We start from the raw sequence: 24,526 nt of genomic DNA on the forward strand, positions 1-24,526 counted from the left end.
GGCGCACAGCGCGGCGCACAGCGCGGCGCACAGCGCGGCGCACAGCGCGGCGCACAGCGCGGCGCACAGCGCGGCGCACAGCGCGGCGCGGCGCGGCGCGGGCGGCCTCCCCCGTGGGGAGACCGCCCGCGCACTCGCACTGCGTACCTCTGGGTGGCCCTCTAGGTGGCTTGGACCACCACGGTCTTGGCCACCTTGTCGTGCAGACCCTGCTTGTAGGGCTTGTCGACGAGCATCGAGATGACGAGCGCGATCGGCCACAGGCAGAAGCAGCAGATCAGCGTCGGCAGCCAGAGCACGGCGGAGCGGGAGAGCGCGGCGTTGGACTGCGGGACGCTGCCGTCGTTGAGCATCGCGACGCGCAGGCCCATCCACTTCTTGCCGAGGGTCTGGCCGTTCTTCTTGACGAACCACCAGTCGTAGCCCACGTAGGCGACGATCGAGATCAGCGTCATGAGCAGGCCGCTGCCACTGTAGGACTTGGTGATGACCTCGGTGATGTCCTCGCCCTGGTTCGTCTCGACCGTGTAGCGGTTGCGGTCACCGGCAAAGAGCTGGATGACGAACAGCGGGACGGCGATGATCAGCAGGTCGATGACGCGGGCGGCCAGCCGCTTGCCGAAGTCGGCCAGCGGCGGCATCCCGGCGAGCGGGTCGGGCATGCCGTAGCCGCCACCACCGCCGTACGGGTCACCACCGCCCGCGCCTCCGTACGGGGGCGGCGGGGGCGGGTAGCCCCCTCCCCCGGGCGGGGGCGGCGGAGGATAGCCTCCTCCGCCTCCGGGCGGGGGCGGCGGGAAGCCTCCGCCGGCTCCTGCGGGCGGTGAGCCGTACGGCGAACCACCCGACGGCGGAGGCGTCGGTTCCTGGGGCTTCTTGAGGAACGGGTCGTCCTCGGGCGGCTGGCCCGGCGGCGGCTGGTCGGTGCTCATGGCCCGAGTCGAACCCGGCCCGGACCGGCCCGCAACGGGGACGCGTCCATTCGGGGGACGAGGGAGTCCGGCGGCAGGCCCTGGGGCCTGCCGCCGCCGCCCGCCCGGGCGGCAGGCCCTAGCGGGCCACGTACGTCCCCGCGGCGCGGTCGTGGAGGGTCCGGCGCCGCGGGCGGTCCGCGAGGGCCCACAGGGCCCCCGGGAGGCCCAGGAGGGCGTACACGAGCCAGCGGCGCAGCGCCGCGCCGAAGCGTGGCGGGCGCAGCGTGGCGGTGGCCAGGACCCGTACGCCGAGCAGCTTCTTGCCCGGGGTGCGGCCCCAACGGGCGGTGGGCAGGGCTTCGTAGAAGACGCCGAAGAGGAGGACGGCGCCCAGGACCAGGCCCAGCGAGCCCGCGGTGGTCCCGTCGAGCAGCCACACCGTGGTGCTGCGGCCGCCCGCCCGGGCGGCGTCCACCTTGGCCTGGAGGTGCGCGGTGGCGGCGGGCACCAGGGGCAGCGCCACCCCGGTCGCGACGGCGGCGTACACGAGGGAGTCCAGCAGCCGGGCCGTCGCGCGGCGCACGAGCCCGGCGGGGCGCACGGCCCGCTCCGCCATCCGCTCGAACACCGCGCGCCCGGTCCTCGGGGGACGCTCGGCGCGGTTCGGGGACACGGCGGCCTCGGCCCGCTCCGCACGGTCCGCCGCCTCTACGGGGGCCACGCGCCGGGCGGACTCCGCCGCGGCGGCCGGGGCCGGGCGCTGCGCCGGCCGCACGCGCTCCACCGGGTCCGCGTCCCGGCCCGGCGAGCCGGGCGAAGCCGGGGCGGCGGGCCGCACGGGCGCCGGAGCGGCGGCACGAGCGGCGGCCGCGGCCGCGCCGACCGGGGAGGGCGCCGACAGGATGCCGAGCCCGCCCGGGGCGGCGGAGCCGGACACCTGCCCGGGCAGGACCGCCGACACGGGGGCCGGGGCCGAATGCCGGGCCGGGGCCGGGATCTGCACCGGGGCCGGGGCCTGGGCCGAATGCCGGGCCGGGGCCGGAGTCTGGGCCGAGTGGTGAGCCTGTGCCTGGGCCTGCGCCGACTGGTGAGCCGGGGCCGGGGCCTGCGCCGAGTGGTGAGCCTGTGCCTGGGCCTGCGCCGAGTGGTGAGCCGGGGCCTGGGCTTGAGCCGAGTGGTGAGCCTGGGCCTGGGCCTGCGCCTGGGCCTGCGCCTGGCCGTGCGCCTGCACCGGGTGGGGAGTGGGGGCCGGGACCGGCGTGCGGGCCAGGGAGATGCCGGCGGGGCGGGGCGCGGCGGCCGCCTCGTGGCCCCAGGACACCCGCCGGTCGCGCGGCCCGCCGAAGCCGGCCTGGTGGAGCGGGTCGGCCTGCCATCCCGCGGCCTCGGCATCGGACTCCGCCCACGCCTGCTGCCCGGACCCCGCCGGGGATACGGACCCCGCCGGGTAAACGGGCTCCGCGCAGGACTCGAGCTCCGACCGGGAAACGGACTCCACCCAGGACTCGACCCCCGACCGGGAAGCGGGCTCCGGCCGGGAAGCGGCGGGCTCCGGCCAGGTCCCCGGCTGCGGGCACGACGTGGTCTCCGGCCCGGCGGCCGCCGGCTCCGGCCAGGCCTCGGGGGCCGGGCGGGGAGCAGGCCGCGGCTCGGGGTCCGGCCATCGCTCCGGCTCGCGCAGCGCCTCGCTCATGCCCGTCTGGTCGAGGAACACGGGACCCGTCTCGTCGGCAGGGGCCGCGGGGCGGCTCGTACCGGGAACCCAGTTCAGGCCGTTCCAGAACCTGACGTACCCGGGGATGGACGGATCGGGGTAGTAGCCCTCGCGGGCCGCGTGCTCGCCGTCACCAGGGGAGGCCGTCAATGTCCCCAACTCCGATCGTGGCTTGAGGCTTCTTGCAGGGGTGGACCATAGCCAAGAACCGCCCCCCGGCAGGTCCGGTAACGGGAGAATCCAAGCGTTCGGGCGAACCCTGGCGAACGCGGCCCCGTACGAAAGATTTCGGTCAGCCGATTGATTTCGGCCAATCCTCGATGTGCGTCGCGAAGTCGCGTCATACCCGGGCACTTCGGCGCTCTCTCCGGGTGTGGGCCGGTTCTCCGGCCCCGCGCAGCACCCGAACACGTACCCCCGTACCGAAGTGAGGCCGCCATGCACCACCCCGTCGTCGAGCGCGAGCTGGAACTCAAGCTGGTCCTGTCCCCCGAGCGCAGCGTCCCCGTCCCCGCCCGCCTGCTGTACCTGACGGACGACCCGTACGCCGTGCACATCACCTTCCACACCGGCTCCAGCACCCCGGTCAACTGGACCTTCGCCCGCGAGCTGCTGGTCGAGGGGGTGTTCCGCCCGTGCGGCCACGGCGACGTGCGGATCTGGCCCACGAAGGTCGGCCAGCAGGCCGTCCTGTGCATGGCGCTCAGCTCCCCCGACGGCGACGCCCTGCTGGAGGCCCCCGCCGGGTCGGTGTCGGCCTGGCTGGAGCGGACCCTGCGGATCGTGCCGCCCGGCACCGAGGCCGACCGGCTCGGCCTGGACGCGGCGCTGGCCGAGCTGCTCGCCCCGACGCCGGCCGACGAGCTGTGGATGCGCGACCCGTGGCCGTCGGACGAGTCGGCGGACGGGGAGCTGTGACTCAGAAGACCTTGCCCGGGTTGAGCAGTCCCTCCGGGTCGAAGGCGTGCTTGACGGCGCGCTGCATCTCCAGGCCCACCGGGCCGAGTTCGCGGGCGAGCCACTCCTTCTTCAGGACGCCGACCCCGTGCTCCCCGGTGATGGTCCCGCCCAGTTCGAGTCCCAGCGCCATGATCTCCTCGAACGACGCGCGGGCCCGCCGGGTCTCGTCCTCGTCGGCGGGGTCGAAGCAGACGATGGGGTGGGTGTTCCCGTCGCCGGCGTGCGCGCAGACCCCGATGAGCAGGTCGTGCGTACGGGCGATGGCGGCGGTCCCGTCCAGCATCTCGGCGAGCCGGGTGCGCGGGACGCACACGTCGTCGATCATCGTCGCGGGCCGCAGGGCCTCCAGGGCGGGCAGGGCCATCCGGCGGGCCTGGAGGAGCAGTTCGGACTCCGCCGCGTCCTCGGCCGGTACGACGGCGCTCGCCCCGGCGGCGGTGCACAGCGATCCCACGGCGGCCAGGTCCTCGGGCGCGTGCGGGGTGTCGAAGGCGGCGAGCAGCAGGGCCTCGGTGGTCTCGGGCAGGCCCATCTTGCCCAGCGCGTTGACCGCGCGGACGGTCGTACGGTCCATCAGTTCGAGCAGCGAAGGCGTCAGACCGGCCTCCATGACGGCGCAGACGGCTTCGCAGGCGGCCGCGGCGGAGGGGAACTCCGCGGCCAGCGCGAGCTGGCGGGGCGGGGCCGGGCGCAGCGCGAGGACGGCCCGGACGACGACGCCGAGGCTGCCTTCGGAGCCGACGAACAGGCGGGTGAGGTCGTACCCCGCGACGCCCTTGGCGGTGCGCCGGCCGGTCCGCAGGAGCCTGCCGTCGGCGAGGACCACGTCGAGGCCGAGGACGTACTCGGCGGTGACCCCGTACTTGACGCAGCACAGACCGCCGGCGGCGGTGCCGATGTTCCCGCCGATGGTGCACTGCTCCCAGCTGGAGGGGTCCGGCGGGTAGTGCAGTCCGCGCTCGGCGACGGCGCGCGAGAGGACGGCGTTGACGACGCCCGGTTCGACGACGGCGATCCGGTCGACGGTGTCGATCTCCAGGATCCGGTCCATCTTCACGAGGGACAGCACGATGCAGCCGTCGGAGGCGTTGGCCGCGCCCGACAGGCCCGTACGGGCGCCCTGGGGGACCACCGGGACGCGGAGCGCGTGGGCGGTGCGCAGGACGTGCTGGACCTGTTCGACGGTCCGGGGCAGGACCACCGCGGCCGGGGTGCCGGCTGCGCAGAAGCTCGCCATGTCGGTGGCGTAGGAGGCGGTCACCTGGGGGTCGGTGAGCAGGGCCTCGGGCGGGAGGCCTTCGAGGAGCAGCGCGTGGAGCTCGCGTGAACCATCATGAGCATCGTCAACCATGAGGCCAGCGTGGCACCCGGGGCCATCGGTGTGAACACGCCCGCGACGCTCTTCGGACACCTCGGCGAGCTCTTCATATTGACGCACAGTGACTTCATGGACCCTATGCGTGACGCATCCGTCTCTCAGGAGAGGCAGCAGCAGGCTGCCCCGCCCGTGACCTTCACCGGCCGCAAGACGCTCGTGGCGGCGGCGGCCCTGGTGGTCCTGATCGCCGGGGCCCTGCTGATCCGGCCGGCCCGCACGGGCGACGACGCGCGCCCGCCGGGGCCCAGCGAGCGGGCCCGGGCGGCGGTCGGGATGGGTGCGCCGGTGGCGGCGATGGACCTGTCGGCGCTGGTCCTCGACCGGGAGAACTGGGTCGCGGGGCACCCGGACGACGAGGCCTCGTGGGCGGTGCTGGGATCGGCGTACCTGGAGCAGGCGCGGCGCACGGCCGATCCCGGCTGGTACCCGAAGGCGGAGGGCGCGCTGAAGCGCTCACTGGAGCTGCGCCCGGCGGAGAAGGGCAACTTCGACGCGATGACGGGCATGGGCACGCTGGCCAACGCCCGGCGGGACTTCGGGACCGGGAAGAAGTGGGGCGAGCTCGTACGGGCGCAGGCGCCGAAGCGGTGGACGGCGTACCCGGTGCTCGTGGACGCGTACGGCGGCCTCGGCGACTACAAGGCCGCGGAGAAGGCGATGGAGCGCCTGGTGGACCTGCGGCCGGGGCTGGCGGCCTTCATGAAGGCCTCGCAGGTGTACCGGGACCGGGGCTGGCGCGAGGACGCGGCCATGTCCATGGAACACGCGGGCGGCGCGGCGAAGGCCCCGGCGGAGAAGGCGTACGTGCTGTTCCGGCTCGGGGAGCTGGCGTGGGAGCGCGGCGACGAAGCGGAGGCGCTGAAGCAGTACGAGGCCGCGCTGCGCACCGATCCGGCGCAGGCGCAGGCGCTGGGCGGCCGGGCGCGGGTGCTTGCGGCGCTGGGCCGCGGCGGGGAGGCCGTACGGGACTACCGGATGGCGCTGGGCCGGGCCGCGGTGCCGGCGCTGTCGCTGGAGCTGGGCGAGCTGCTGGAGTCGCTGGGCCGGGGCGACGAGGCGAAGGCGGTGTACGACGGGATCGCGGCGCAGGCCGCCCGGAGCGGGGTGAACGAGGAGCTGCTCCTGGGCCGGTTCGAGGCGGACCACGGCGACCCGGCGGCGGCCGTACGGCGCCTCACGGCGGAGTGGGCCCGGCACAAGAGCCTGCCGGTGGCGGACGCGCTGGGATGGGCGCTGCACAAGACGGGCGACGACGCGGCGGCGCTGGAGTACGCGAAGAAGGCCACCGAGCAGGGACTGCGGCTCGCGGAGTTCTCGTACCACCGGGCGGTGATCGAGCGCGGCCTGGGCGACGTGGCCGGGGCGCGGCGGCACCTGGAGGAGGCGCTGCGGACGAACCCGCGGTTCTCGCCGGTACGGGCGCCGCTGGCCAAGCAGGCCCTGGCGACGATCGGCAAGCCCCCGGCGGGCGGCCCGGAGAACCTGCAGCCCACCACCCCGTGGGTGGCCCCGGAACTCCCGAAGGCGGCCAAGCCCGCCGCCAAACCGAAGCCGAAGCCGTAGGGGGCGCTGACCGCCGGCGGGGCTGGAAAATCCAGCCCCGCCGGCGTTTGAGGCGGTCTTTTCAGCCCCGCCGGCGTTTGAGGCGCGGGGGTCCGGGGGCGGAGCCCCAGGCGGCGGCGCCGCCCAGGAACCCCGGCTCCGCCGGGCCGGGAGCCCGGTTCCCGCAATCTACAGATTGCCCCGCTTCTCCTGCTCCCGCTCGATCGCCTCGAACAGGGCCTTGAAGTTGCCCTTGCCGAAGCCCATCGACCCGTGCCGCTCGATCATCTCGAAGAAGACCGTCGGGCGGTCCTGGACCGGCTTGGTGAAGATCTGCAGCAGGTAGCCGTCCTCGTCGCGGTCGACGAGGATCTTCAGCTCGCGCAGGGTCTCGACGGGGACCCGGGTCTCGCCGGCCCACTCGCCGAGCGTGTCGTAGTACGAGTCCGGGGTGTCCAGGAAGGTCACACCGGCCGCCCGCATCGTCCGTACCGTGCTGACGATGTCGTTCGTCGCGAGCGCGATGTGCTGGACTCCGGCGCCGCCGTAGAACTCCAGGTACTCGTCGATCTGCGACTTCTTCTTCGCGATCGCCGGCTCGTTGATCGGGAACTTCACCTTCAGGGTGCCGTCCGCGACGACCTTCGACATCAGCGCCGAGTACTCGGTCGCGATGTCGTCGCCCACGAACTCCTTCATGTTCGTGAAGCCCATGACCTTGTTGTAGAACGCCACCCACTCGTTCATCCGGCCGAGCTCGACGTTGCCCACGCAGTGGTCGATGGCCTGGAAGGTGCGCTTGGCCGGGGGCTCGACCATCGGGGCGACGGAGACGAAGCCGGGCAGGTAGGGCCCGGTGTAGTCGCCGCGCTCGACGAGGGTGTGGCGGGTCTGGCCGTAGGTGGCGATCGCCGCCAGCCGCACCGTGCCGTGCTCGTCGGTGAGCTCGTACGGCTCGTCCAGGCCGCGCGCTCCGTGCTCGACGGCGTAGGCGTAGGCCGCCTTCACGTCCGGGACCTCGATGGCCAGGTCGACGACGCCGTCGCCGTGGTCGGCGACGTGCTCGGCGAGGAAGCGGCCGCGGTCGGTGGAGGCCTTGATGACCGAGGTGAGGACGAACCGTGCGCCGCCGTTGGTCAGGACGTAGCTGGCCGTCTCGCGCGTGCCGTTCTCCGGTCCGGAGTAGGCGACGAGCTTCATGCCGAAGGCGGTCGAGTAGAAGTGCGCGGCCTGCTTGGCGTTGCCTACGGCGAAGACGACCGCGTCCATGCCCTTCACAGGGAAGGGATCGGCCTTGGCGGCGGTGCTGGGCGCGGCGTCGAGCGGCTGGGTCTCAGTCATGACCGCAGAGTCCCGCCGTTCCACAAGCTGCGCAATAGTTTCCATTTCTGCTGTACATGCTGCACAGTCTCAGCCCACCATGGGTGGGATATCTGTGCACTATGACCACCGACCGGCCACCCCGGAGGCACCCATGGGAATCGACGAACTCGACGGCAGGCTCATCGTCCTGCTCGCCCGCGAGCCCCGGATCGGGGTCCTGGAGGTCTCGCGCCGGCTCGGCGTGGCGCGCGGTACGGCCCAGGCCCGGCTGGACCGGCTTCAGTCGAACGGAGTCATCCGGGGGTTCGGTCCGCAGGTGGATCCGGCGGCCCTGGGGTACCCGGTGACGGCCTTCGCCACGCTGGAGATCAAACAGGGGCAAGGCGCGGACGTACGGGCCCACTTGGACGGGGTGCCGGAGGTGCTGGAGCTGCACACGACGACCGGGCACGGGGACATGCTGTGCCGGCTCGTGGCCCGGTCGAACGCGGACCTTCAACGGGTGATCGACCGGGTTGTCGCGTTTGATGGGATTGTTCGGGCTTCGACGGCGATTGTCATGGAAAATCCCGTACCCTTGCGGATCATCCCCCTGGTCGAACAGGCGGCCGAGGACGACTGACGGTGGACGACCGACCCGCGGAACAGCGGATGAGACGGATGAGACGGATGAGGTGACATGGCGTGAGCTTCTGGGCCTACCTGTCCAACCGCCACCAGCAGCTCCTCACCGACGCCTTCCAGCACGCCAGCGCCGTCTTCCAGTGCATGGTGATCGCGACCGCCCTCGGCGTCGCCATCGGCGTCCTCACCTATCGCAGCGGCTGGGCCGGGAACCTCGCGGTCACCTCCACCTCCACGGTGCTGACCATCCCTTCCCTCGCCATGATCGGCCTGCTGATCCCGATCGTCGGCCTCGGCGTCGCGCCCACAGTGATCGCCCTGACCCTGTACGGACTGCTGCCCATCGTCCGCAACTCCATCGTGGGGCTGCGCGGGGTGGATCCGGCCCTGGTCGACGCGGCCAAGGGCATCGGGATGTCCCGTACCGCCCAGCTGCTGAGGGTGGAACTGCCGCTCGCCTGGCCGCCGATCCTGACCGGCATCCGGGTCTCCACGCAGATGCTGATGGGCATCGCGGCCATCGCCGCCTACGCCTCCGGGCCGGGGCTGGGCAACGAGATCTTCCGCGGGATCGCCTCGCTCGGCAGCGCCAACGCCATCAACCAGGTCCTGGCGGGGACGCTCGGCGTCGTCATCCTCGCCCTGCTCTTCGACGCCGCGTACGTCCTGCTCGGCCGTCTCACCATCCCGAGGGGAATCCGTGTCTGAGCCGACGTCCGAGCCGACGCACAGCCCGCAGCCGACCGGGGGCCCGCAGCCGGCGGCGAGCCCGCAGCCGGCCGCCGCCTCCGGCTCCCCCGCCGCCTCCGGTGCCACCATCCAGCTGGAGAACCTCACCAAGCGCTACCCCGGCAGCCCCAACCCCTCCGTCGACGACGTCTCGATGGAGATCAAGGCGGGCGAGCTGGTGGTCTTCGTCGGCCCCTCCGGCTGCGGGAAGTCCACCACCCTCAAGATGATCAACCGGCTGATCGAGCCCACCTCCGGCCGGATCCGCATCGGCGACGAGGACGTCACCGACATGGACCCGGTCAAACTGCGCCGCAAGATCGGGTACGCGATCCAGTCCTCCGGACTGTTCCCGCACATGACGGTCGCCGAGAACATCGCCCTGGTCCCGAAGATGACCGGCTGGTCCAAGTCCCGCGTGAAGGACCGGGTGGAGGAGATGCTCGACCTGGTCGGCCTGGACCCGCGCGAGTTCCACGGCCGCTACCCGCGCCAGCTCTCCGGCGGCCAGCAGCAGCGCGTGGGCGTGGCCCGGGCGCTCGCGGCCGACCCGCCCGTCCTGCTGATGGACGAGCCCTTCGGCGCGGTCGACCCCATCACCCGCGACCACCTCCAGGACGAGCTGATCCGGCTCCAGCACGAGCTGCACAAGACGATCGTCTTCGTCACCCACGACTTCGACGAGGCCATCAAGCTGGGCGACCGGATCGCCGTGCTGCGCGAGCGCTCGCACATCGCGCAGTTCGACACCCCCGAGGCGATCCTCACCAACCCCGCCGACGACTTCGTCTCCGGGTTCGTCGGCGCCGGAGCCGCACTCAAGCGCCTCAACCTCACCCGGGTGCGGGACGTGGAGATCGCCGAGTTCCCGACCGTGTCCGTGGACGACCCGCTCCAGCAGATCTTCAACACCCTGCGCGCCGGCCAGGGCAACGAGCTCTTGATGCTGGACCGGCGCGGCCGCCCGTACAAATGGCTGCGCCGCGGGGACCTGATGCGCGCCAAGGGCTCCCTCGCCCGGGCCGGCCAGCTCGTGCACGACACGGTGACCCGGGACGCGACCCTGCACGACGCCCTGGAGGCGGTACTCACCGACAGCGGCGGCCGGGTGGCCGTCACCGGGCGGCGCGGCGAGTACATCGGCGTCGTGGACATGGAGACCCTGATGAACTCCGTGCACGAGATGCTGGAGGCCGACCGGCTGACGGCCGCCGAGCACGCGCACGACCTGGAGGAGCTGCGCCACCACCGCGTCGAGCGGGACCTGGAGGGGCTCCGGGACCCCGCGGAGGGCTCATGAGCCCGCGGAACCCGGTCTCCCCCGAGCGCCCGCCCGGCGAGCACGAGCTCAAGGGACACGTCTTCCGGGATCCCGAGGAGCCCGAGCCCGGCGAGGAGGTCATGGCCTCCATCGCGCCGCCCCGCCCCGGGCGCCGGCTCACCTGGGCCCGGCTGGTGACCCTGCCGATCGTGCTGGCGCTGGTGCTGCTGGCCACGTACCTGTGGATCACCAACGCCACCCTCGACACGATCGCCGAGAACTCCCTCAAGGACGGCAACGTAGAGCTCCGGCTGTGGCAGCACGTCCAGCTCACCGCGATCTCCACCTTCTGGGTGCTGGTCATCGCGATCCCGCTCGGCATCGCCCTGACCCGAAGCGGCCTGCGCCGGGCGGCCCCGCTGGTCACCGCCGTCGCCAACATCGGCCAGGCCACCCCGGCCATCGGACTGCTGGCCCTGCTGGTCATCTGGCTCGGCATCGGCCCCTCGACGGCGATCATCGGCATGGTCGCCTACGCCGTCCTGCCCGTGCTGTCCAACACCGTCGCGGGGCTGCGCGGGATCGACCCGCAGCTGGTGGAGGCCTCGCGCGGGATCGGGATGTCCTCCATGGGGACCCTGATGAAGGTGGAACTGCCCCTGGCCGTCCCGCTGATCCTGGCGGGCGTACGGACGGCCCTCGTCCTCAACGTCGGCACCGCGACCCTGGCCACCTTCGGGGGCGGCGGGGGCCTGGGCGACCTGATCACCTCCGGGATCCAGACCCAGCGAATGCCGGTGCTGGTGCTGGGCTCGGTGCTGACGGTGGCGCTGGCGCTGTTCGTGGACTGGCTGGCCTCCCTGGCCGAGACGGTCCTGACTCCGCGCGGGCTGGAGGCGTAGATGCACAGGCTCTCCGCACGGACGGCCGTGGCCTGCGCGGCCCTGCTGGCACTCGGGGTGCCGCTCGCGGGCTGCGGGCTCAAGAGCGGGTCCCCGATGGTGGACGACGTCCTGCCGGGCTCGGTCGGCCAGGGACAGCCCCTCAAGGGCGCCTCGCTCACGGTCACCTCGAAGAACTTCAGCGAGAACATCGTGCTCGGCCAGATGATCGGCCTGATCTTCAAGGCGGCCGGCGCGGAGGTGCTGGACCGCACCAACCTGCCCGGTTCGATCAGCGCCCGCGAGGCGATCATCCAGGGCGACGCGGATGCCATGTACGAGTACACGGGCACGGCATGGATCACCTACCTGGGCAACGATAAGCCGATCGCGGACCCGTACGCGCAGTGGGAGGCGGTCCGGGACGCGGACGTGAAGAACGGCGTGGCCTGGCTGCCCGCGTCCACGCTCAACAACACCTACACGCTGGCCATCAGCAAGAAGAACAACGCCAAGTACGGGCTGAAGACCATGTCGGACGTGGCGGCGCTGTCGCAGCGCGACCCCAAGGCGGTGACGGTCTGCGTGGAGAACGAGTTCGCCTCGCGGGAGGACGGGCTGCCGGGGATGGAGAAGGCGTACGGGATGAAGATCCCGGCGGCCAACGTCATGAAGATGGACGCCGGGATCATCTACACGCAGGTCTCGAAGTCCGATTCCTGCCTGCTGGGCGAGGCCTTCACCACGGACGGCCGGATCAAGGCCATGGACCTGGACACCCTCGTCGACGACCGGCACTTCTTCCCCAACTACAACGCGGCGCCGGAGCTGCACGCGAAGACGCTGGAGAAGTACCCGGCGATCGCCGGCCTGCTGGACCCCCTGTCGAAGCGGCTGACGACGGAGACGGCGCAGCGGCTCAACGCGCTGGTGGACGTGGACGGGCAGGATCCGCACGAGGTGGCGAAGGACTGGCTGGTGGCGGAGGGGTTCATCAAGGAGGGGTGAACCCCGGGGTTACACGCAAGGGCATCACTCCAAAGGAGTGGATGCAAAGAAGTAGTTGCAAAGAAACCCTTGCACAGGCTTCTTTGCAACTCTACTGTTGAGGCATGCCCGATGAGAACGCCGATTCCCAGAAGCCTTCCGAGCCGAAGGTCCGCACGCTCGACCCGCACTCCCTGCGCGGCCTGGCGCACCCGCTGCGCATCCGCCTGCTGAGCACCCTGAGCCGGCATGGACCGGCCACCGCCTCGCAACTCGCGGAGCAGCTCGGGGAATCGAGCGGGGCCACCAGCTACCACCTGCGCCAGCTCGCCGCGCACGGGTTCGTCGAGGACGCACCCGAGCACGGCAAGGGCCGGGAGCGCTGGTGGCGGGCCTGCCAGGACGGCACCCAGTTCGACGAGGAAATGATCTACGACCCCGACCCGGCCACGCGTGGTGCCGCGGAGGTCTTCCTCGCCGAGATCGTGAAGATCCACGACCAGGAGCTGTCGACCTGGCTGGGCGCCGCGCACACCTGGCCGATGGAATGGCGGCGCAGTTCCGAGCTCAGCGACTTCACCCTGAAGCTGACCGCCGAGCAGACGCACGAACTGGTCCTCAAGGTCCAGGACCTGATCAACAGCTACCGCGACCTGCCGGCCTCGGAGGGCACGGAGATGGTCCGTTTCCACACGCACGCCTTCCCGGTCCACACCAAGTAGCGCCACCCAGCAGCACCCTCCACATCACCTTTCGCAGAAGGAGTCCTGCCGTGCACGCCTTCAGCCATGCCCAGAACCACGCCGAGATCCACGCCACCCGCACCGCCGAGGCCGCCGCCTGGCGCCTCGCGAGGGAGGCCGCACCTCACGTCTCCTACGTTCCCCACCTGCGCGCCCCCGCCCTGCGCAACCGGCTCGGCGAGAGCCTGATCGCGCTCGGCATCCGCCTGATCCAGCCCGCGCACCTGAACGCATGCATCACCCGCACCACCCGAACCTCCCGCCCGCACGGCGGCATCGCGTGAGCCGTCGCCCCTTCATCGCCGTCCTGCTGGCCAACACCATCTCGATAGCCGGCAGTTCACTGACCCTCATCGGGGTCCCGTGGTTCGTGCTCCAGACCACGGGCAGCGGTCGCCGAGCCGCAGCGTGCCGCTTGGGAAGGTGTCGCTGGCCGGCTACCGGGCCGAACTCGCCGAGGGCCGGCGGTTCCTGACCCGGGCCCGGCTGCTGCTGGGCATCACGGTGATGGTGATGATGACCAACGGCATCGACCAGGGCTGGGCCTCGGTCCTGCTGCCCGTGCACGGCCGCGAGGCCCTCGGCGGAGCCACCGCGCTCGGCCTGCTGATCGCCCTCTTCGGCGGGTTCGCACTGCTGGGGCCCTGCTCTACGGAGCGTCTCGGATGAGCTTAGGTTTTCCTGGGTGGGCCTGGGTTTCAGGGTCTGCCCGGAAGGCGGCGTGTGGTGCCGGGCAGGGTGTGGACGCCTGCGGTGTGCCGCGTGCCGCTGCCGCTGGATGCGGTACGGGTGCTCATCGCGTGCGGTGCCTGCCGCCTGTGCCGCCGCTGGGTGCGGCGATTCGGTGGCTACAGCAACCGCCCCGCCGGACGCTTTCCGCCCGGTATGGACCCGGGCGGGGCGGGGACCCCGCGTCGCTTCCTGGGCACGGGGCGGATTCTCATGGGCCCACCTCCAAGCGGCAGGCCGTTCTGACCCGTACAACGACGGCCCAGCCGCCAGGACACGGCCGAAGGTGCGATCAACGGATCAGCGGATCACCCACGAAACCCAGGCCAATCGACCGACTGCACGCGGCCCTGGGGCGAGCGCTTCTCCCGTAGGACCGTGTTCGCCGCGGCGTTCCTCCTGTGCGGGGCACCGCGCTTCGTGGTCGCCGCCTTCACCGACACCCCGCTGCCGCTCGCGGTGACGATGGCGCTGTCCGGGCTGGGTGCGGGCGTGCTCAACCCGATCCTGACCACCGTGATGATGGAGAAGGTCCCCGACGCCCTGCGCAGCCGGGTCGCGGGCGTGACCACGGCCGGCTGCGAGGTACGCGGGCGCTGATGGCGTTCGGCGGCGCGTACTTCCTCGTCACGCTCTCCCCGCTGGTGTTCCGGTCCTGGCGGAGCATGGAGGCGCCGCCCGCGTCCCGGCTCAGCAGGACGGAGCCGGTTCGCCCTTCTGCAGAGCCCGCAGCGCGTTCACCGCATCCGTCAGCGAAGTGACGGGGACCAGCCGGAGCCCCTCGGGGAGTTCGGACTCGGCGTCCGAGCACTCCGCCGCCGGTACGAGGAACACGCTCGCCCCGTCGCGCCGCGCGGCCTGAGTCTTCAGGGCCACCCCGCCGACCGCGCCGACCTCGCCGGCCGCGGTGATGGTGCCCGTACCGGCGATGGTCTTGCCGCCGGTGAGATCGCCGCCGCTGCCGTTCCCGTCGAGTTTGTCGACGATGCCCAGCGAGAAGAGCAGTCCGGCGCTCGGACCGCCGACGTCGGCGAGGTTCAGCTCGACCTTCACGTCCTTGGGGTCCTTGTGGAGGTAGCCGAGGGCGGCCTCGGAGGCCGTGTCCTGCGACTTGGTCATCTCCTCCATGTTGTGCTTCTCGATCTCCTTGTCGCTTCCGCCCGAGGGGTACACCGACTCCCTCGGCATGACCGCCCGGTTGGTGTCGAACCAGTCCCCGACCAGCGCGGGCAGGGTGACGGAGGTGGAGGGGCCGGTGGCCTGGATGGTGGTCATCCGCAGCTGCCCGGTGGTCGCGCGGGTGGGGGCCCCGGTGATGGAGATGACCTGCTTGCCGTCACGGGAGCCGAGCACGTCGGCCGTGAGGCCCGGCTGCGCGATCACGAAGGGCAGCGGGGCGAAGGCCGCGACGGCGAACAGCGCGAGCACGGGCACGGCGCAGACGGCGAGGGCGGCGGGACGCGGCAGACGTGTGAGGCGAGAGAGCACCGGGCCAATCTAAGACTTGATCCGTAATTCACAAAGGGTGAGCTGCGGGTCGCGGCCGGGGCGGTGTCCGGGCTTTCCGGCTTGGTCACGCGCAGGGCGTGTCTCATCCGGGGTCGCTCGGGACCGCTGTCCGGCGGTTCGGGGAGCAGAGGTTCCACGGCGTTGCCGTGGGACTGCCACGCGGCCAGCGCCCCGAGGGGTGTTCTGGCACGGTGTGGTTGACTCCCGCAGGGCTTCTTCCAGCCCTTCGTTGAAGGTGATCTGTGCGTGCCGGGATGCGGTGGTGTCCAGGTACGCGGTGGTGGGGTCGTCCACGTCGGTGAAGCGGACGAACGCCGCCAGGGCGGCGGACACCATGTCGCGCTTGCCGACCAGGCCGCACGCGATGCACCTGTGTTCCCGGTCCCGCAGCGACTTGTTGACCCTCTCTCCGCACAGGCAGTGCTGCGACAGCGCGGTGGACCAGGTGGAGGCCCGCACGAGACGCCCGCCCGCAGCCGTGCATTCGCGCCCAAGGGCGGCGATGAGCAGTCCAGGCGTGGTCTGGGACAGGCGCTTGCCCCACAGCCGGTACCAGGTGCGGATGTCGCAGTCCTCGACCACGAGCACGGGCCCGTGGGCCGCGATGATCTGCCGGGCGACCGTGCGGGCGCGATGGCGTCGGTGCTCCGCGCTACTGGCGGCGGCTTCGGCCTGGCGGGCGCGCAGCTCCCGGTAGCCGGTGGAGAGCCGGTCTCGGCGGAACGCCTGCTTGGGCACGCCATCGACGCGTGCGGCGCGGGCACCGCCGGGCAAGGTGACAGCCTTGGGTGTCAGACCCTTGGCCGCCCGCTGCTCCGCCCGCCGAGCCTGCTTCTTCGACAGTCCGTACTGCGCGGTGTTCGTCGCCCGGCGGGAACGCTCCAGCGCCCTCGCACGGCCGCGCCGCTTCTTCGCCTCCCGCTCCAGAAGCGCACGCTCCTGGGGGCTGAGGGTGATCTCGGTGGAGGCCGGGGCACCCTCGGCAGGTTCCAGGCTGGCGGGGAAGGAGACGATCGAGATGTTGGAGACGTTGCCGTCGACCCCGCCGATCCGGTCCAGGGCGGCGGCCTGCTTGCGCAGCTGTCGTACGGCGGGAGCGGTGTAGCCGGGGCCGAGGATCATCAGGTGCGCCTCGTACACCCAACCGCCTGGAGCGGACGCCTTGCGACGTCGTACGAGATCGACCTTGTGCCAGCGGCCGGGATTCGACAGGAAGTATTCGGCCCGCGCCCACTGTCCGGGCTGCTGCGGGATACGCACGGGCAGCCCGAGGTCACCCCGGCCGGAGTCGGGGCCGCCCGCGAACACCACGGCGAGCGGGCCGGTGTGATCCCACCATGTCGCCTTCCGCGTGCCGGGCTTCCCCGACGTAGTGGTCTCGCCCGTGAGAACGACGCCTGACGGCGCGGCCGGCACTCGCATCCGGCGCGGTTGCTGGACGGTGTGCCGGCCGCCGCCGGTGTAGGCCATCACGTGGCCGTAGAGGGTTCCGACGAGGCGGAAGGTCTCCCACTTTCGGTCGGTGGTGTGGGAGCGGGCGCGGCCGGGGATGCGGGTGAAGTCGTACCAGCGGCCCGTCTTGGGAGGGCCGTGCCGCTTGCCGGTGGCGTCGGCGAACAGGTGCCGCTGGACGCCGTTCCATACCTCGTCGGCCATGTGCATGGCCAGGGCCTTCGAGGCGTGGTGCTTGAGGTGCCCGGAGTCTTCGAGGTGCTTGTACGCGCACCGCTCCAGGGCCTCACGGGACAGTCCGAGGCGCTGCCGGACCGTCTTGGCCCCGTCGCGAGCGCGCTCGTGCTCGGCGGCCCAGTAGGCATCGGCCTTGGCGCGGGCGTCCCGCTGCGCGGCGCGCTTGATGTTCCACATCGCGCCGAACAGCTTCTCCAGTCGGGCCAGTTCGGCAGGGTCGGTGACGGCCAGCGGCAGCACCATCACCGACACCTGCCCGTCATCGGGCTTCTTCCACTTCGGAGCCCTATTCTTCCCCCGGAACGTCCGCTGTGGCTGGGCAGTCCGCACACTCGTCACCCCCCGTCACGCTTCGATTACCCTACGATACGCCATGCGGGTGTTGAGATCACGGTCTTCCCCGCAACCAGGCGGAACACCCCTTATCGCGGCCACCCGGCAACCGGTCGAGCCGCGCCCCCGGCTGGCGGGGACGCGGCTCGGTGTCCTGACGGACTGCTGGTGTGCCCGGTGCTAGCGCAGGGCGTCGGCCACCTCGCGGGCGGCGTCCACCACGCGCGGGCCGACCCGCTCGGGCACTGCGTCGGCCAGCATGACGACGCCCACGCTGCCCTCCAGCCCGGTGATGCCCACGAGGGGCGCCGCCGCGCCGCTGGCGCCCGCTTCGAGCTCCCCGTGGGTGAGCGTGTACCCGGGCTCGATGAGCGTGCCCAGGCGGGCGGCCAGGATGGCCCGGCCGGCTGCCCCGCGGTCCAGCGGATGGCGGAAGCCGGGCCGGTAGGCGACGTGGTAGTCGGTCCAGGTCGGCTCGACGACCGCCACGGCGAGCGCTTCGGTTCCGTCCACGAGGGTCAGGTGCGCGGTGGCGCCTATGTCCTCGGCGAGGGAGCGCAGCGCGGGCAGCGCCGCCTCGCGCACGAGCGGGTGCACCTGGCGGCCCAGGCGCAGCACTCCGAGCCCGACGCGGGCGCGGCCGCCGAGGTCACGGCGGACCAGGGCGTGCTGTTCGAGGGTGGCCAGGAGGCGGTAGACCACGGTGCGGTTCACACCGAGGCGGTTGGAGAGCTCGGTGACGGTCAGACCGTGGTCGGTGTCGGCGAGCAGTTTGAGAACTCGGAGTCCTCGGTCGAGAGTCTGGGAGGTTTCCGCGGTCACGACGCCTCTCCCTCTTTCGGTGGGCGGCGGTGACTCTCTGGGGATAGCGCCGCCGGTCCCTCGGCGACGCACGGAGAGGCCGCCGGTAGCGGCCATGGCACCGGCTGCGCTCCCGCGGCGGCGCTGCCACGGGGCGTTCGATGCGGGGACAGTAGCGAGCGGGTTCGCTCAGCGGAAGGGCTCGTCCAGAATCCGGGCGCCTACTGCCGTTTTATGCCGGTTGAAAACGCACATCGCTGTCGATTCGTGACCTTCGGCCCCTGACTGCGGCTCATGTCTGCGCACGGCCGCATAAGGCCCCGCAGGGCCTCCCACCACGGGTGCGGCGACACCCCTACGGCGGCCCGGGCGGGCGGGGACCGTACGAAACTCCCCCCGCCCCCCGCGCCGGATTCCGTAGGAATTCACCGCATCCGGGTGGCCCACTCCTGGACCTTCTTGATCCGCTCGCGCAGCTGTCCCGCCGTGGCTTCCGCGCTCGGCGGTCCGCCGCACACGCGGCGCAGTTCGGTGTGGAGCACCCCGTGCGGTTTGCCGCTCTGGTGGACGTAGGCGCCCACCATCGTGTTCAGCGACTTCCGCAGCTCCAGCAGTTCCTTGTGCGAGACCACCGGCCGACGGTCGGCCGGCAGCTCCAGCAGGTCAGCCTCCGAGTCCGGCTTGCGCCTGCTGTGCGCGATCTGCCGTGACTGCCGCTTCTGGAGCAGCATCTGCACCTGGTCGGGCTCCAGCAGCCCGGGGATGCCGAGGTAGTCCTGCTCCTCTTCGCTGCCCGGGTGTGCCTGCATGCCGAATTCGGCGCCGTCGTAGAGCACCCGGTCGAAGACGGCGTCGGACTCCAGCGCCTCGAAGGACATCTGCTCCTCGTCGCCGGTGTCCTCGTCCTCCTGCTTGTTCGCCTCCTCCATCTCCTTCTCGGAGTCGGCGTACGGGTCTTCCTCGCCCTGCTTCTTCGGCTTGTCGAGGACGTGGTCGCGCTCGACTTCCATCTCGTTGGCGAAGCCCAGCAGGTAGGGGATGGTCGGCAGGAACACCGAGGCCGTCTCGCCGCGCCGGCGCGAGCGCACGAAGCGGCCGACGGCCTGCGCGAAGAACAGCGGGGTCGAGATGGTGGTGGCGTACACGCCGACCGCGAGGCGCGGTACGTCGACGCCCTCGGACACCATGCGGACGGCGACCATCCACCGGTCGTTGCTCGCGGCGAACTCGTCGATCCGCTTCGAGGCCCCGGTGTCGTCGGACAGCACGACGGTGGCCTTGCTCCCCGTGATCTCCCGGATCAGCTTGGCGTAGGCGCGCGCGGAGTCCTGGTCGGCGGCGATGACCAGCCCGCCCGCGTCGGGGATGCCCTTCCTGACCTCGGTCAGCCGCTGGTCGGCGGCGCGCAGCACGTTCGGCATCCAGTCGCCGCGCGCGTCGAGCGCCGTGCGCCAGGCCTGCGAGATGGCGTCCTTGGTCATCGGCTCGCCGAGGCGCGCGGCGATCTCGTCGCCCGCCTTGGTGCGCCAGCGCATGTTGCCGCTGTAGGAAAGGAAAATGACGGGCCGCACGACCCCGTCGCCCAGGGCGTTGCCGTAGCCGTACGTGTAATCGGCGGAGGACCGCCGAATTCCGTCGTTCCCTTCCTCGTAGGCCACGAAGGGAATGGGATTCGTGTCGGACCGGAACGGCGTACCGGTGAGGGCGAGCCGCCGGGTCGCCGGGTCGAAGGCCTCGAGGCAGGCCTCACCCCAGGACTTCGAGTCACCGGCGTGGTGGATCTCGTCGAGGATCACCAGGGTCTTGCGCTGCTCGCACCGGTTGCGGTGCAGCATCGGGCGCACGCCCACACCCGCGTACGTGACGGCGACCCCGTGGTAGTCCTTGCTGAGCGGGCCGGCGGAGTACTCCGGGTCGAGCCGGATCCCTATCCGGGCGGCCGCTTCCGCCCACTGCTTCTTCAGGTGCTCGGTCGGCGCGACGACGGTCACCTGCTGCACCACGTGGTGGTGCAGCAGCCAGGAGGCGAGCGTCAGGGCGAAGGTGGTCTTTCCGGCGCCGGGGGTCGCGACGGCGAGGAAGTCGCGCGGCTGGGTCTCCAGGTACCGGTCCAGCGCACCCTGCTGCCAAGCTCGCAGGGCGCTGGCGGTACCCCACGGCGCGCGGCCGGGGAAGGCGGGTGAGAGGTGGTGGGAGGCGGTAGTAGTCACGGTCTCCGGTTCGGGCTCTCGGCGGCGTATCCGTTCCGGGCGTGCATTCCGGGCATCGGTACGGCCAGCGGTACGGGCAGTCGTACGTAGGACAACCGGGCCACCTTACCGGCCCGGGCCCACCCCTCGCGGAGGGACAGGCCCGTGACCTCGGCGCGTGCGGCGAGCGTCACATTCGCCGGTTCAGCGCGCGCAGCCGCTCCGCGATCCGCCCGATGTCCTCCTCGTTCCCCGCCGCCACGTCGATGACCAGGCCGTACGCAGCGTCCTGACCGGCATCACCGAGATCGACGCCGTTGAGCGCGAGGAAGGTGGCGGCGGCGAGCCAGGCCGTGCGCTTGTTCCCGTCGACGAGCGGATGGTTCGTCGCGATCGCGTGCAACAGGGCGGCCGCCTGCTCGAACACGTCCTCGTACGCCGCCATACCGAACATCCGAGCCCTGGGCCGGTGCACGGCCGACTCCAGCAGCCCGGGGGCGCGCAGCTCGACGGGCTGGTCCTGGGCGAGGCAGGCGTGCCGCGCGAGGTCGAGAACCTCTGCGAGGGTGAGGTGGCGGGTCGGGTTGCGGGCGCTCATTCCCCGAGCCTCCTCAGCAGCCCGGCGTGCCGCCCGGCCAACCGCAACGCCTCACTTCCGGCCCGCTCCCGCTCCCCCCGCACCCAGCCCCGCACGGCGGCCAGCACGGCCTCCTCGACGCTCTGCCCGGTGGCATCGGCCAGATCGGCCAACTCCGCCCGCTCGGCGTCGGGCATGACGATGATCAGCTCACTCATCCCCGGATGCTAGCCAGCACCACTCCGGGCGTGCGCCCGATTTCCGGCCTCGTCACCCTCCGGCCTGGTCACCCTCCGGCCTCATCACCCTCCGGCCTCGTCGCCCTCCGGCCTGGTCACCCTCCGGCCTCGTCACCCCCCGGCCTCATCACCCTCCGGCCTCATCACCCCTCCGGCCGCGTCGGCGTTGGAGCCGCGCATACGGGCCGACGCCGGCCAAAATCCAGCCCCTCCGGCGTTTGAGGAGCGGGGGTCCGGGGGCAGCGCCCCCGGCAACGGCGCCGCGCCGGACGAGGGGCTCCGGCCACCCCCCTCAGCCCCGCCGGGGCTCCACGTCCAGCCGGGTGGCAACCCACGCCCCCACCAAGGCCACGCAGGCCATCGGCAGGAACACCACCACGAACGCACCGGGGTGCGAAGCCCCGGCCCCCTCCGCCACGGAGTGCGCCGCACCCACCGCTCCCCCGCCCAGCGCAGCAAACGCCGCACCCCCGGCAGCCAGCAGCACCACATTCGCCAGCGCATCAGAAATCTGCAGCGACGCGGAGTTCGCCCCCGCCTCCTCCGGCGCCGACAGCTTCAGCAGCAGCACGCTCGTGGAGCCGATGACGAGCCCCATCCCCAGGCACCCCAACGCCCACACCAGCGCCAGGATCCACACCGGCACCCATTCCACGAGCACCGCCGGCACCCCGGCGATCGCCGCCGCGACCATGATCATGCCGAGCACGATCAGCCGTTCCCGGTACGGCTCCACCCGCCCCTGCGACTGCACCCACGAGCCGGCCGCCCACGTCACCCCGCCCAGCGCGAGCGAGAATCCGGCCAGCGTCGGGCTCAGCCCCCGTTGGGTGACCAGCATCAGCGGTACGAAGCTCTCCGCCGCGATGAACGACCCCGCCGCCACGCCCCGCAGCAGCACCACCGACGGCAGTCCGCGCCGTGCCCGGTAGGTCCCGCGCGGCAGCAGCCCCAGCACGGCGGGCACCAGCAGGGCCGCCCCCGCGATCCCCGGCAGCAGCGACAGCCACTTCAGATCCTGCGCGGCGTACTGCAGCAGCCCCGCACCGGCCGAGATCCCGAGCGCGAGCCGGATCCGCCGCCGGTCGAACGCCACGGGCGGAGCCTCGGGGTCCACCGGCCCGGAGGCGCTCCGCCGTATCGCGGGCAGCGCCACGGCCAACGGTACGAAGACCAGCGCGGGGATCCCGAGGAAGACCCAGCGCCACCCGAGGTGTTCGGTCACCGTGCCCGCGGCCAGCGGTCCGACGATCGAGGGCACGACCCAGCTCGCCGCGAAGGCCGCCATGATCGCGGGCCGCAGCCGCTCCTCGTAGGCCCGGCTGACCACCACGTACAGCGCGACGATGACCAGCCCGCCCCCGAACCCCTGCACGGCCCGCCCGAGCACGAACATCCACATCGTCCCGGCGGTCCCGGAACACACCAGCCCGGCGGCGAAGGACGCGATCCCCACGGTCAGCGGCCGCAGCGGCCCCTGCCGGTCGGCCCACTGCCCGGAGAGCACCATCCCGAAGAGGCTGGTCGTGAAGTAGGCGGAGAAGGCGAAGGCGTACAGCCCGATCCCGTCCAGCTCCCGGGCGGCCACGGGCATGGCGGTCCCGACGGCGGTGGCCTCGAAGGCGATCAGAAAGATGACGGAGATGATCCCGATGCTGAGCGTCCGGTACGCGGGCCCGAGGATCCCGCCCTTCGGGTGGTCGGGCATCGGTGCGGCTGGTGCAGCAGCTCGCTGCGGGAGGACGCTCATCGCCCCAGAGTAAGGCCCGTACTGCTCTTTCGACCCTGTCATTCCGACGGATCCCAACCCCTCCTCCAGCCCTAGGCCAAAGGTCCTCCCCGCCCCCTCCCGCCTCCCTCTGTGAACGCGGCATGGCAGTCGCATTGCACGCCCCGCAGATCCCTTCCCCACCCTCCCGCCCCCTCGTACGGTCATACCCATCACCACAACCCAGCCGTGTGCCCGAGTGGTTGAGGGACTCGCCTGCAAAGCGAGTTACGCCGGTTCGATTCCGGTCACGGCTTCCACGGCGAAGGCCGCTCAGGATGTTCCTGAGCGGCCTTCTTCTTGCTCGTGCGTCAGGGCTTCGGGAGGTCTGCGGCCCGAGCCGGCAGCCCGCCGCTGTTCTCGCATCCCGTCGCCTTGGCCATCGCGAGCGCCGCGGAATGGGCAAGGACCACGTAGTCCTCACCCAGGGCGGCGTCGCCCTTGCTGTTCCGGTACTCGTCCTGGTACCAGGCGGTGATCCTCAGCGGCACTGCGTGCGTGGAGCCGACACGGGTGCTCACGCAGTCGAAGGACACGCCACGCTCCTTGTCCGCACTCATCACCTGGACCCCCGTTCCGTCAGCTTCCGGGTTCCCGGGAGCCGGACTCCCGGCGGCGATGCGGATCTCCCCCGCCCGCTTCCCCTGGCCCACGGTTCCGGTAACCCGGCACACGGGCGCGGTGAACTGCCGGGGTCCGGGCCCGGCGTGGTACGCCTCCTCCAGAGTCTTGCCCATCGCCGAGACACCCACGGCCTGCGCGGCGTCGTTGAGCAGCTGCGAGGCCTGCAGCACGTTCATCAGCGCCTCAGCGGCAGCACCGTTGATCAACCCGGGGCAGGCCTCCGTAGGCTCCGCTTCCGGACGCTGCTTCGCAGAACGGGACGGCTTCGGCTCGGGGTCCGACGAGCCGCATCCCGCGATCGTCGCTGCGAGCACCGCGAGTGCCGCGAGTGCCGCAACGCGGGCGGTGCGGGTGGGCCGGGCAGTGTGCGGCATCGGGGTGTTCCTCTTCGTAGTCAGGGAAGGCGCTCCCCTGGCGGCCTTCGCCGTCTCCTCGCAGCCTTCCGGCCGATGCGCGTTACGCGGCGCAGCGCAACTGCTTCGTGGCGAATTGGTAGTACGGCTCCATCATCTCGGTGAAATAGGCGCGCGGATTCTCCGGCTTGCCCACCCCGGAGCCGCTGGTAAGGACGAGCTCCACCTTGAAAGCACCCTCGGGGCTCTTGCACGTGAAGGAAATCGCCGCGCCGCTGTTCCAGACGATCCCGCCGCTGCCGATCTTGATCCTGTCGGGATTCTCCTTCTCCCAGCTGGGCCAATGGAAGTTCTGCTCCACCGAAATCCGCGAGGCACGGGCGCTGAAACGGGTGTCCCCATCGACGTAGAGGTGACACGAGGTCCCCTTGTCGTTTTGGGGCAGAGCGAACACGGCCGGCGAATCGTCCCGGACCTTGTTTCCGTTGCCGGCCGTCCGGGCCACGTCCTTGCCCGCGAAAGCGCCCATGCCCCAGCAGACACGGTCCGGCAGCGGTGCCGCCCCCGGCCCGGTCTGGCCTGAGCATGCGGACAGGACCAGGACCAGGACCGCGGTGATCGCGCTCGCGCCGAAGCCGGGGGACGACTTGAGCGCCATA

Annotated in this window: 25 protein-coding genes and 1 tRNA gene; 12 read left to right on the plus strand and 14 right to left on the minus strand. The window is 71.8% G+C overall.

The features are described 5' to 3' along the window. Positions 1-161: 161 nt before the first annotated feature. Entirely contained in the window at positions 162-932 is a 771-nt protein-coding gene (locus MTF69_RS23360; RefSeq protein WP_243337286.1) for an RDD family protein, read from the minus strand. Between the two features lie 118 nt (positions 933-1,050). Then, on the minus strand, positions 1,051-2,778 hold the full coding sequence (locus MTF69_RS42980; protein ID WP_279346122.1) for an RDD family protein: 1,728 nt from the start codon (positions 2,776-2,778) through the stop codon (positions 1,051-1,053). A gap of 288 nt (positions 2,779-3,066) precedes the next feature. On the opposite strand from MTF69_RS42980, the gene MTF69_RS23375 reads away from it, so the two are divergent. Further along, positions 3,067-3,546, plus strand: a complete 480-nt coding sequence (locus tag MTF69_RS23375; RefSeq protein ID WP_243337287.1) for an SsgA family sporulation/cell division regulator — start codon at positions 3,067-3,069, stop codon at positions 3,544-3,546. Between the two features lies 1 nt (position 3,547). On the opposite strand, the gene MTF69_RS23380 is transcribed toward MTF69_RS23375, so the two are convergent. Then, entirely contained in the window at positions 3,548-4,939 is a 1,392-nt protein-coding gene (locus MTF69_RS23380; protein WP_243337288.1) for an FAD-binding oxidoreductase, read from the minus strand. Between MTF69_RS23380 and MTF69_RS42985 the strand changes: the two genes are divergently transcribed. Continuing rightward, positions 4,922-6,529 (plus strand): lipopolysaccharide assembly protein LapB, encoded by a 1,608-nt coding sequence (locus MTF69_RS42985; protein WP_279346123.1) that lies wholly within the window; start codon positions 4,922-4,924, stop codon positions 6,527-6,529. The genes MTF69_RS23380 and MTF69_RS42985 overlap by 18 nt on opposite strands. A gap of 168 nt (positions 6,530-6,697) precedes the next feature. Here the strand turns inward: MTF69_RS42985 and hppD are convergent, their stop codons facing one another. Further along, positions 6,698-7,849 (minus strand): 4-hydroxyphenylpyruvate dioxygenase, encoded by a 1,152-nt coding sequence (gene hppD / locus MTF69_RS23390; protein WP_243337290.1) that lies wholly within the window; start codon positions 7,847-7,849, stop codon positions 6,698-6,700. Between the two features lie 133 nt (positions 7,850-7,982). Between hppD and MTF69_RS23395 the strand changes: the two genes are divergently transcribed. From MTF69_RS23395 to MTF69_RS43785, 9 genes are all read left to right on the plus strand, one after another. Continuing rightward, positions 7,983-8,453 carry an Lrp/AsnC family transcriptional regulator gene (locus MTF69_RS23395; RefSeq protein WP_112448141.1) on the plus strand — a complete coding sequence of 157 codons (471 nt, stop codon included), beginning with the start codon at positions 7,983-7,985 and terminating at the stop codon, positions 8,451-8,453. 62 nt (positions 8,454-8,515) lie between these two features. Next, positions 8,516-9,163: an ABC transporter permease gene (locus MTF69_RS23400; protein WP_243337292.1), complete on the plus strand. Its 648-nt coding sequence runs from the start codon at positions 8,516-8,518 to the stop codon at positions 9,161-9,163. A gap of 109 nt (positions 9,164-9,272) precedes the next feature. After that, positions 9,273-10,484, plus strand: coding sequence for a betaine/proline/choline family ABC transporter ATP-binding protein (locus MTF69_RS23405; RefSeq protein ID WP_243337451.1), 1,212 nt, complete (start codon positions 9,273-9,275; stop codon positions 10,482-10,484). Then, positions 10,481-11,347, plus strand: a complete 867-nt coding sequence (locus tag MTF69_RS23410; RefSeq protein ID WP_243337294.1) for an ABC transporter permease — start codon at positions 10,481-10,483, stop codon at positions 11,345-11,347. The genes MTF69_RS23405 and MTF69_RS23410 overlap by 4 nt, the downstream gene beginning before the upstream one ends. Further along, a complete protein-coding gene (locus MTF69_RS23415) occupies positions 11,348-12,334 on the plus strand; it encodes a glycine betaine ABC transporter substrate-binding protein (RefSeq protein WP_243337295.1) in 987 nt (328 codons plus the stop codon). A gap of 104 nt (positions 12,335-12,438) precedes the next feature. Continuing rightward, on the plus strand, positions 12,439-13,035 hold the full coding sequence (locus tag MTF69_RS23420; protein ID WP_243337297.1) for a transcriptional regulator: 597 nt from the start codon (positions 12,439-12,441) through the stop codon (positions 13,033-13,035). Positions 13,036-13,085: 50 nt separating this feature from the next. Further along, complete coding sequence (locus MTF69_RS23425) at positions 13,086-13,340, plus strand: hypothetical protein (RefSeq protein ID WP_243337299.1); 255 nt, start codon at positions 13,086-13,088, stop codon at positions 13,338-13,340. A 124-nt stretch (positions 13,341-13,464) separates the two neighbouring features. Further along, entirely contained in the window at positions 13,465-13,725 is a 261-nt protein-coding gene (locus tag MTF69_RS23430; protein WP_308401443.1) for a hypothetical protein, read from the plus strand. Between the two features lie 438 nt (positions 13,726-14,163). Then, positions 14,164-14,385 carry a hypothetical protein gene (locus MTF69_RS43785; protein ID WP_374323610.1) on the plus strand — a complete coding sequence of 74 codons (222 nt, stop codon included), beginning with the start codon at positions 14,164-14,166 and terminating at the stop codon, positions 14,383-14,385. A 90-nt stretch (positions 14,386-14,475) separates the two neighbouring features. Here the strand turns inward: MTF69_RS43785 and MTF69_RS23440 are convergent, their stop codons facing one another. The 8 genes from MTF69_RS23440 to MTF69_RS23475 all read right to left on the minus strand — a co-directional run bounded on the left by MTF69_RS23440 (position 14,476) and on the right by MTF69_RS23475 (position 22,872). Next, positions 14,476-15,273 (minus strand): S16 family serine protease, encoded by a 798-nt coding sequence (locus MTF69_RS23440; RefSeq protein WP_243337301.1) that lies wholly within the window; start codon positions 15,271-15,273, stop codon positions 14,476-14,478. 9 nt (positions 15,274-15,282) lie between these two features. Continuing rightward, positions 15,283-17,226, minus strand: coding sequence for a transposase (locus MTF69_RS23445; protein WP_243337303.1), 1,944 nt, complete (start codon positions 17,224-17,226; stop codon positions 15,283-15,285). 270 nt (positions 17,227-17,496) lie between these two features. Further along, complete coding sequence (locus tag MTF69_RS23450) at positions 17,497-18,138, minus strand: IclR family transcriptional regulator (RefSeq protein WP_243337304.1); 642 nt, start codon at positions 18,136-18,138, stop codon at positions 17,497-17,499. A 404-nt stretch (positions 18,139-18,542) separates the two neighbouring features. Beyond that, on the minus strand, positions 18,543-20,327 hold the full coding sequence (locus MTF69_RS23455; RefSeq protein WP_243337305.1) for a DEAD/DEAH box helicase: 1,785 nt from the start codon (positions 20,325-20,327) through the stop codon (positions 18,543-18,545). Continuing rightward, positions 20,324-20,500, minus strand: a complete 177-nt coding sequence (locus tag MTF69_RS23460) for a hypothetical protein (protein ID WP_243337306.1) — start codon at positions 20,498-20,500, stop codon at positions 20,324-20,326. The genes MTF69_RS23455 and MTF69_RS23460 overlap by 4 nt, the downstream gene beginning before the upstream one ends. Next, positions 20,497-20,904 carry a type II toxin-antitoxin system death-on-curing family toxin gene (locus MTF69_RS23465; RefSeq protein WP_243337307.1) on the minus strand — a complete coding sequence of 136 codons (408 nt, stop codon included), beginning with the start codon at positions 20,902-20,904 and terminating at the stop codon, positions 20,497-20,499. The genes MTF69_RS23460 and MTF69_RS23465 overlap by 4 nt, the downstream gene beginning before the upstream one ends. Further along, entirely contained in the window at positions 20,901-21,101 is a 201-nt protein-coding gene (locus tag MTF69_RS23470; RefSeq protein ID WP_243337308.1) for a hypothetical protein, read from the minus strand. Before MTF69_RS23470 ends, MTF69_RS23465 begins: the two co-directional genes overlap by 4 nt. Before the next feature lie 313 nt (positions 21,102-21,414). After that, a complete protein-coding gene (locus MTF69_RS23475; protein ID WP_374323614.1) occupies positions 21,415-22,872 on the minus strand; it encodes an MFS transporter in 1,458 nt (485 codons plus the stop codon). A 203-nt stretch (positions 22,873-23,075) separates the two neighbouring features. On the opposite strand from MTF69_RS23475, the gene MTF69_RS23480 reads away from it, so the two are divergent. Beyond that, positions 23,076-23,150, plus strand: a tRNA-Cys gene (locus tag MTF69_RS23480). Between the two features lie 51 nt (positions 23,151-23,201). Here the strand turns inward: MTF69_RS23480 and MTF69_RS23485 are convergent. Both MTF69_RS23485 and MTF69_RS23490 read right to left on the minus strand, forming a co-directional pair. After that, positions 23,202-23,888, minus strand: coding sequence for a hypothetical protein (locus MTF69_RS23485; protein ID WP_243337309.1), 687 nt, complete (start codon positions 23,886-23,888; stop codon positions 23,202-23,204). 82 nt (positions 23,889-23,970) lie between these two features. Beyond that, positions 23,971-24,525 (minus strand): hypothetical protein, encoded by a 555-nt coding sequence (locus MTF69_RS23490; protein WP_243337310.1) that lies wholly within the window; start codon positions 24,523-24,525, stop codon positions 23,971-23,973. Between the last annotated feature and the right edge of the window lies 1 nt (position 24,526).

This window comes from Streptomyces sp. AP-93, assembly GCF_022808175.1.
Taxonomy (GTDB): Bacteria; Actinomycetota; Actinomycetes; order Streptomycetales; family Streptomycetaceae; genus Streptomyces.

Bases quoted from the DNA above. Each gene is read 5' to 3' on its own strand.
- MTF69_RS23415 (WP_243337295.1), top strand. From the start codon at position 11,348: ATGCACAGGCTCTCCGCACGGACGGCCGTGGCCTGCGCGGCCCTGCTG.
- MTF69_RS23485 (WP_243337309.1), bottom strand. From the start codon at position 23,888: ATGCCGCACACTGCCCGGCCCACCCGCACCGCCCGCGTTGCGGCACTC.
- MTF69_RS23380 (WP_243337288.1), bottom strand. From the start codon at position 4,939: ATGGTTGACGATGCTCATGATGGTTCACGCGAGCTCCACGCGCTGCTC.
- MTF69_RS23490 (WP_243337310.1), bottom strand. From the start codon at position 24,525: ATGGCGCTCAAGTCGTCCCCCGGCTTCGGCGCGAGCGCGATCACCGCG.
- MTF69_RS23445 (WP_243337303.1), bottom strand. From the start codon at position 17,226: ATGGTGCTGCCGCTGGCCGTCACCGACCCTGCCGAACTGGCCCGACTG.
- hppD (WP_243337290.1), bottom strand. From the start codon at position 7,849: ATGACTGAGACCCAGCCGCTCGACGCCGCGCCCAGCACCGCCGCCAAG.
- MTF69_RS23395 (WP_112448141.1), top strand. From the start codon at position 7,983: ATGGGAATCGACGAACTCGACGGCAGGCTCATCGTCCTGCTCGCCCGC.
- MTF69_RS23465 (WP_243337307.1), bottom strand. From the start codon at position 20,904: ATGAGCGCCCGCAACCCGACCCGCCACCTCACCCTCGCAGAGGTTCTC.
- MTF69_RS23470 (WP_243337308.1), bottom strand. From the start codon at position 21,101: ATGAGTGAGCTGATCATCGTCATGCCCGACGCCGAGCGGGCGGAGTTG.
- MTF69_RS23410 (WP_243337294.1), top strand. From the start codon at position 10,481: ATGAGCCCGCGGAACCCGGTCTCCCCCGAGCGCCCGCCCGGCGAGCAC.
- MTF69_RS42985 (WP_279346123.1), top strand. From the start codon at position 4,922: ATGAGCATCGTCAACCATGAGGCCAGCGTGGCACCCGGGGCCATCGGT.
- MTF69_RS23475 (WP_374323614.1), bottom strand. From the start codon at position 22,872: ATGAGCGTCCTCCCGCAGCGAGCTGCTGCACCAGCCGCACCGATGCCC.
- MTF69_RS23375 (WP_243337287.1), top strand. From the start codon at position 3,067: ATGCACCACCCCGTCGTCGAGCGCGAGCTGGAACTCAAGCTGGTCCTG.
- MTF69_RS23420 (WP_243337297.1), top strand. From the start codon at position 12,439: ATGCCCGATGAGAACGCCGATTCCCAGAAGCCTTCCGAGCCGAAGGTC.
- MTF69_RS23360 (WP_243337286.1), bottom strand. From the start codon at position 932: ATGAGCACCGACCAGCCGCCGCCGGGCCAGCCGCCCGAGGACGACCCG.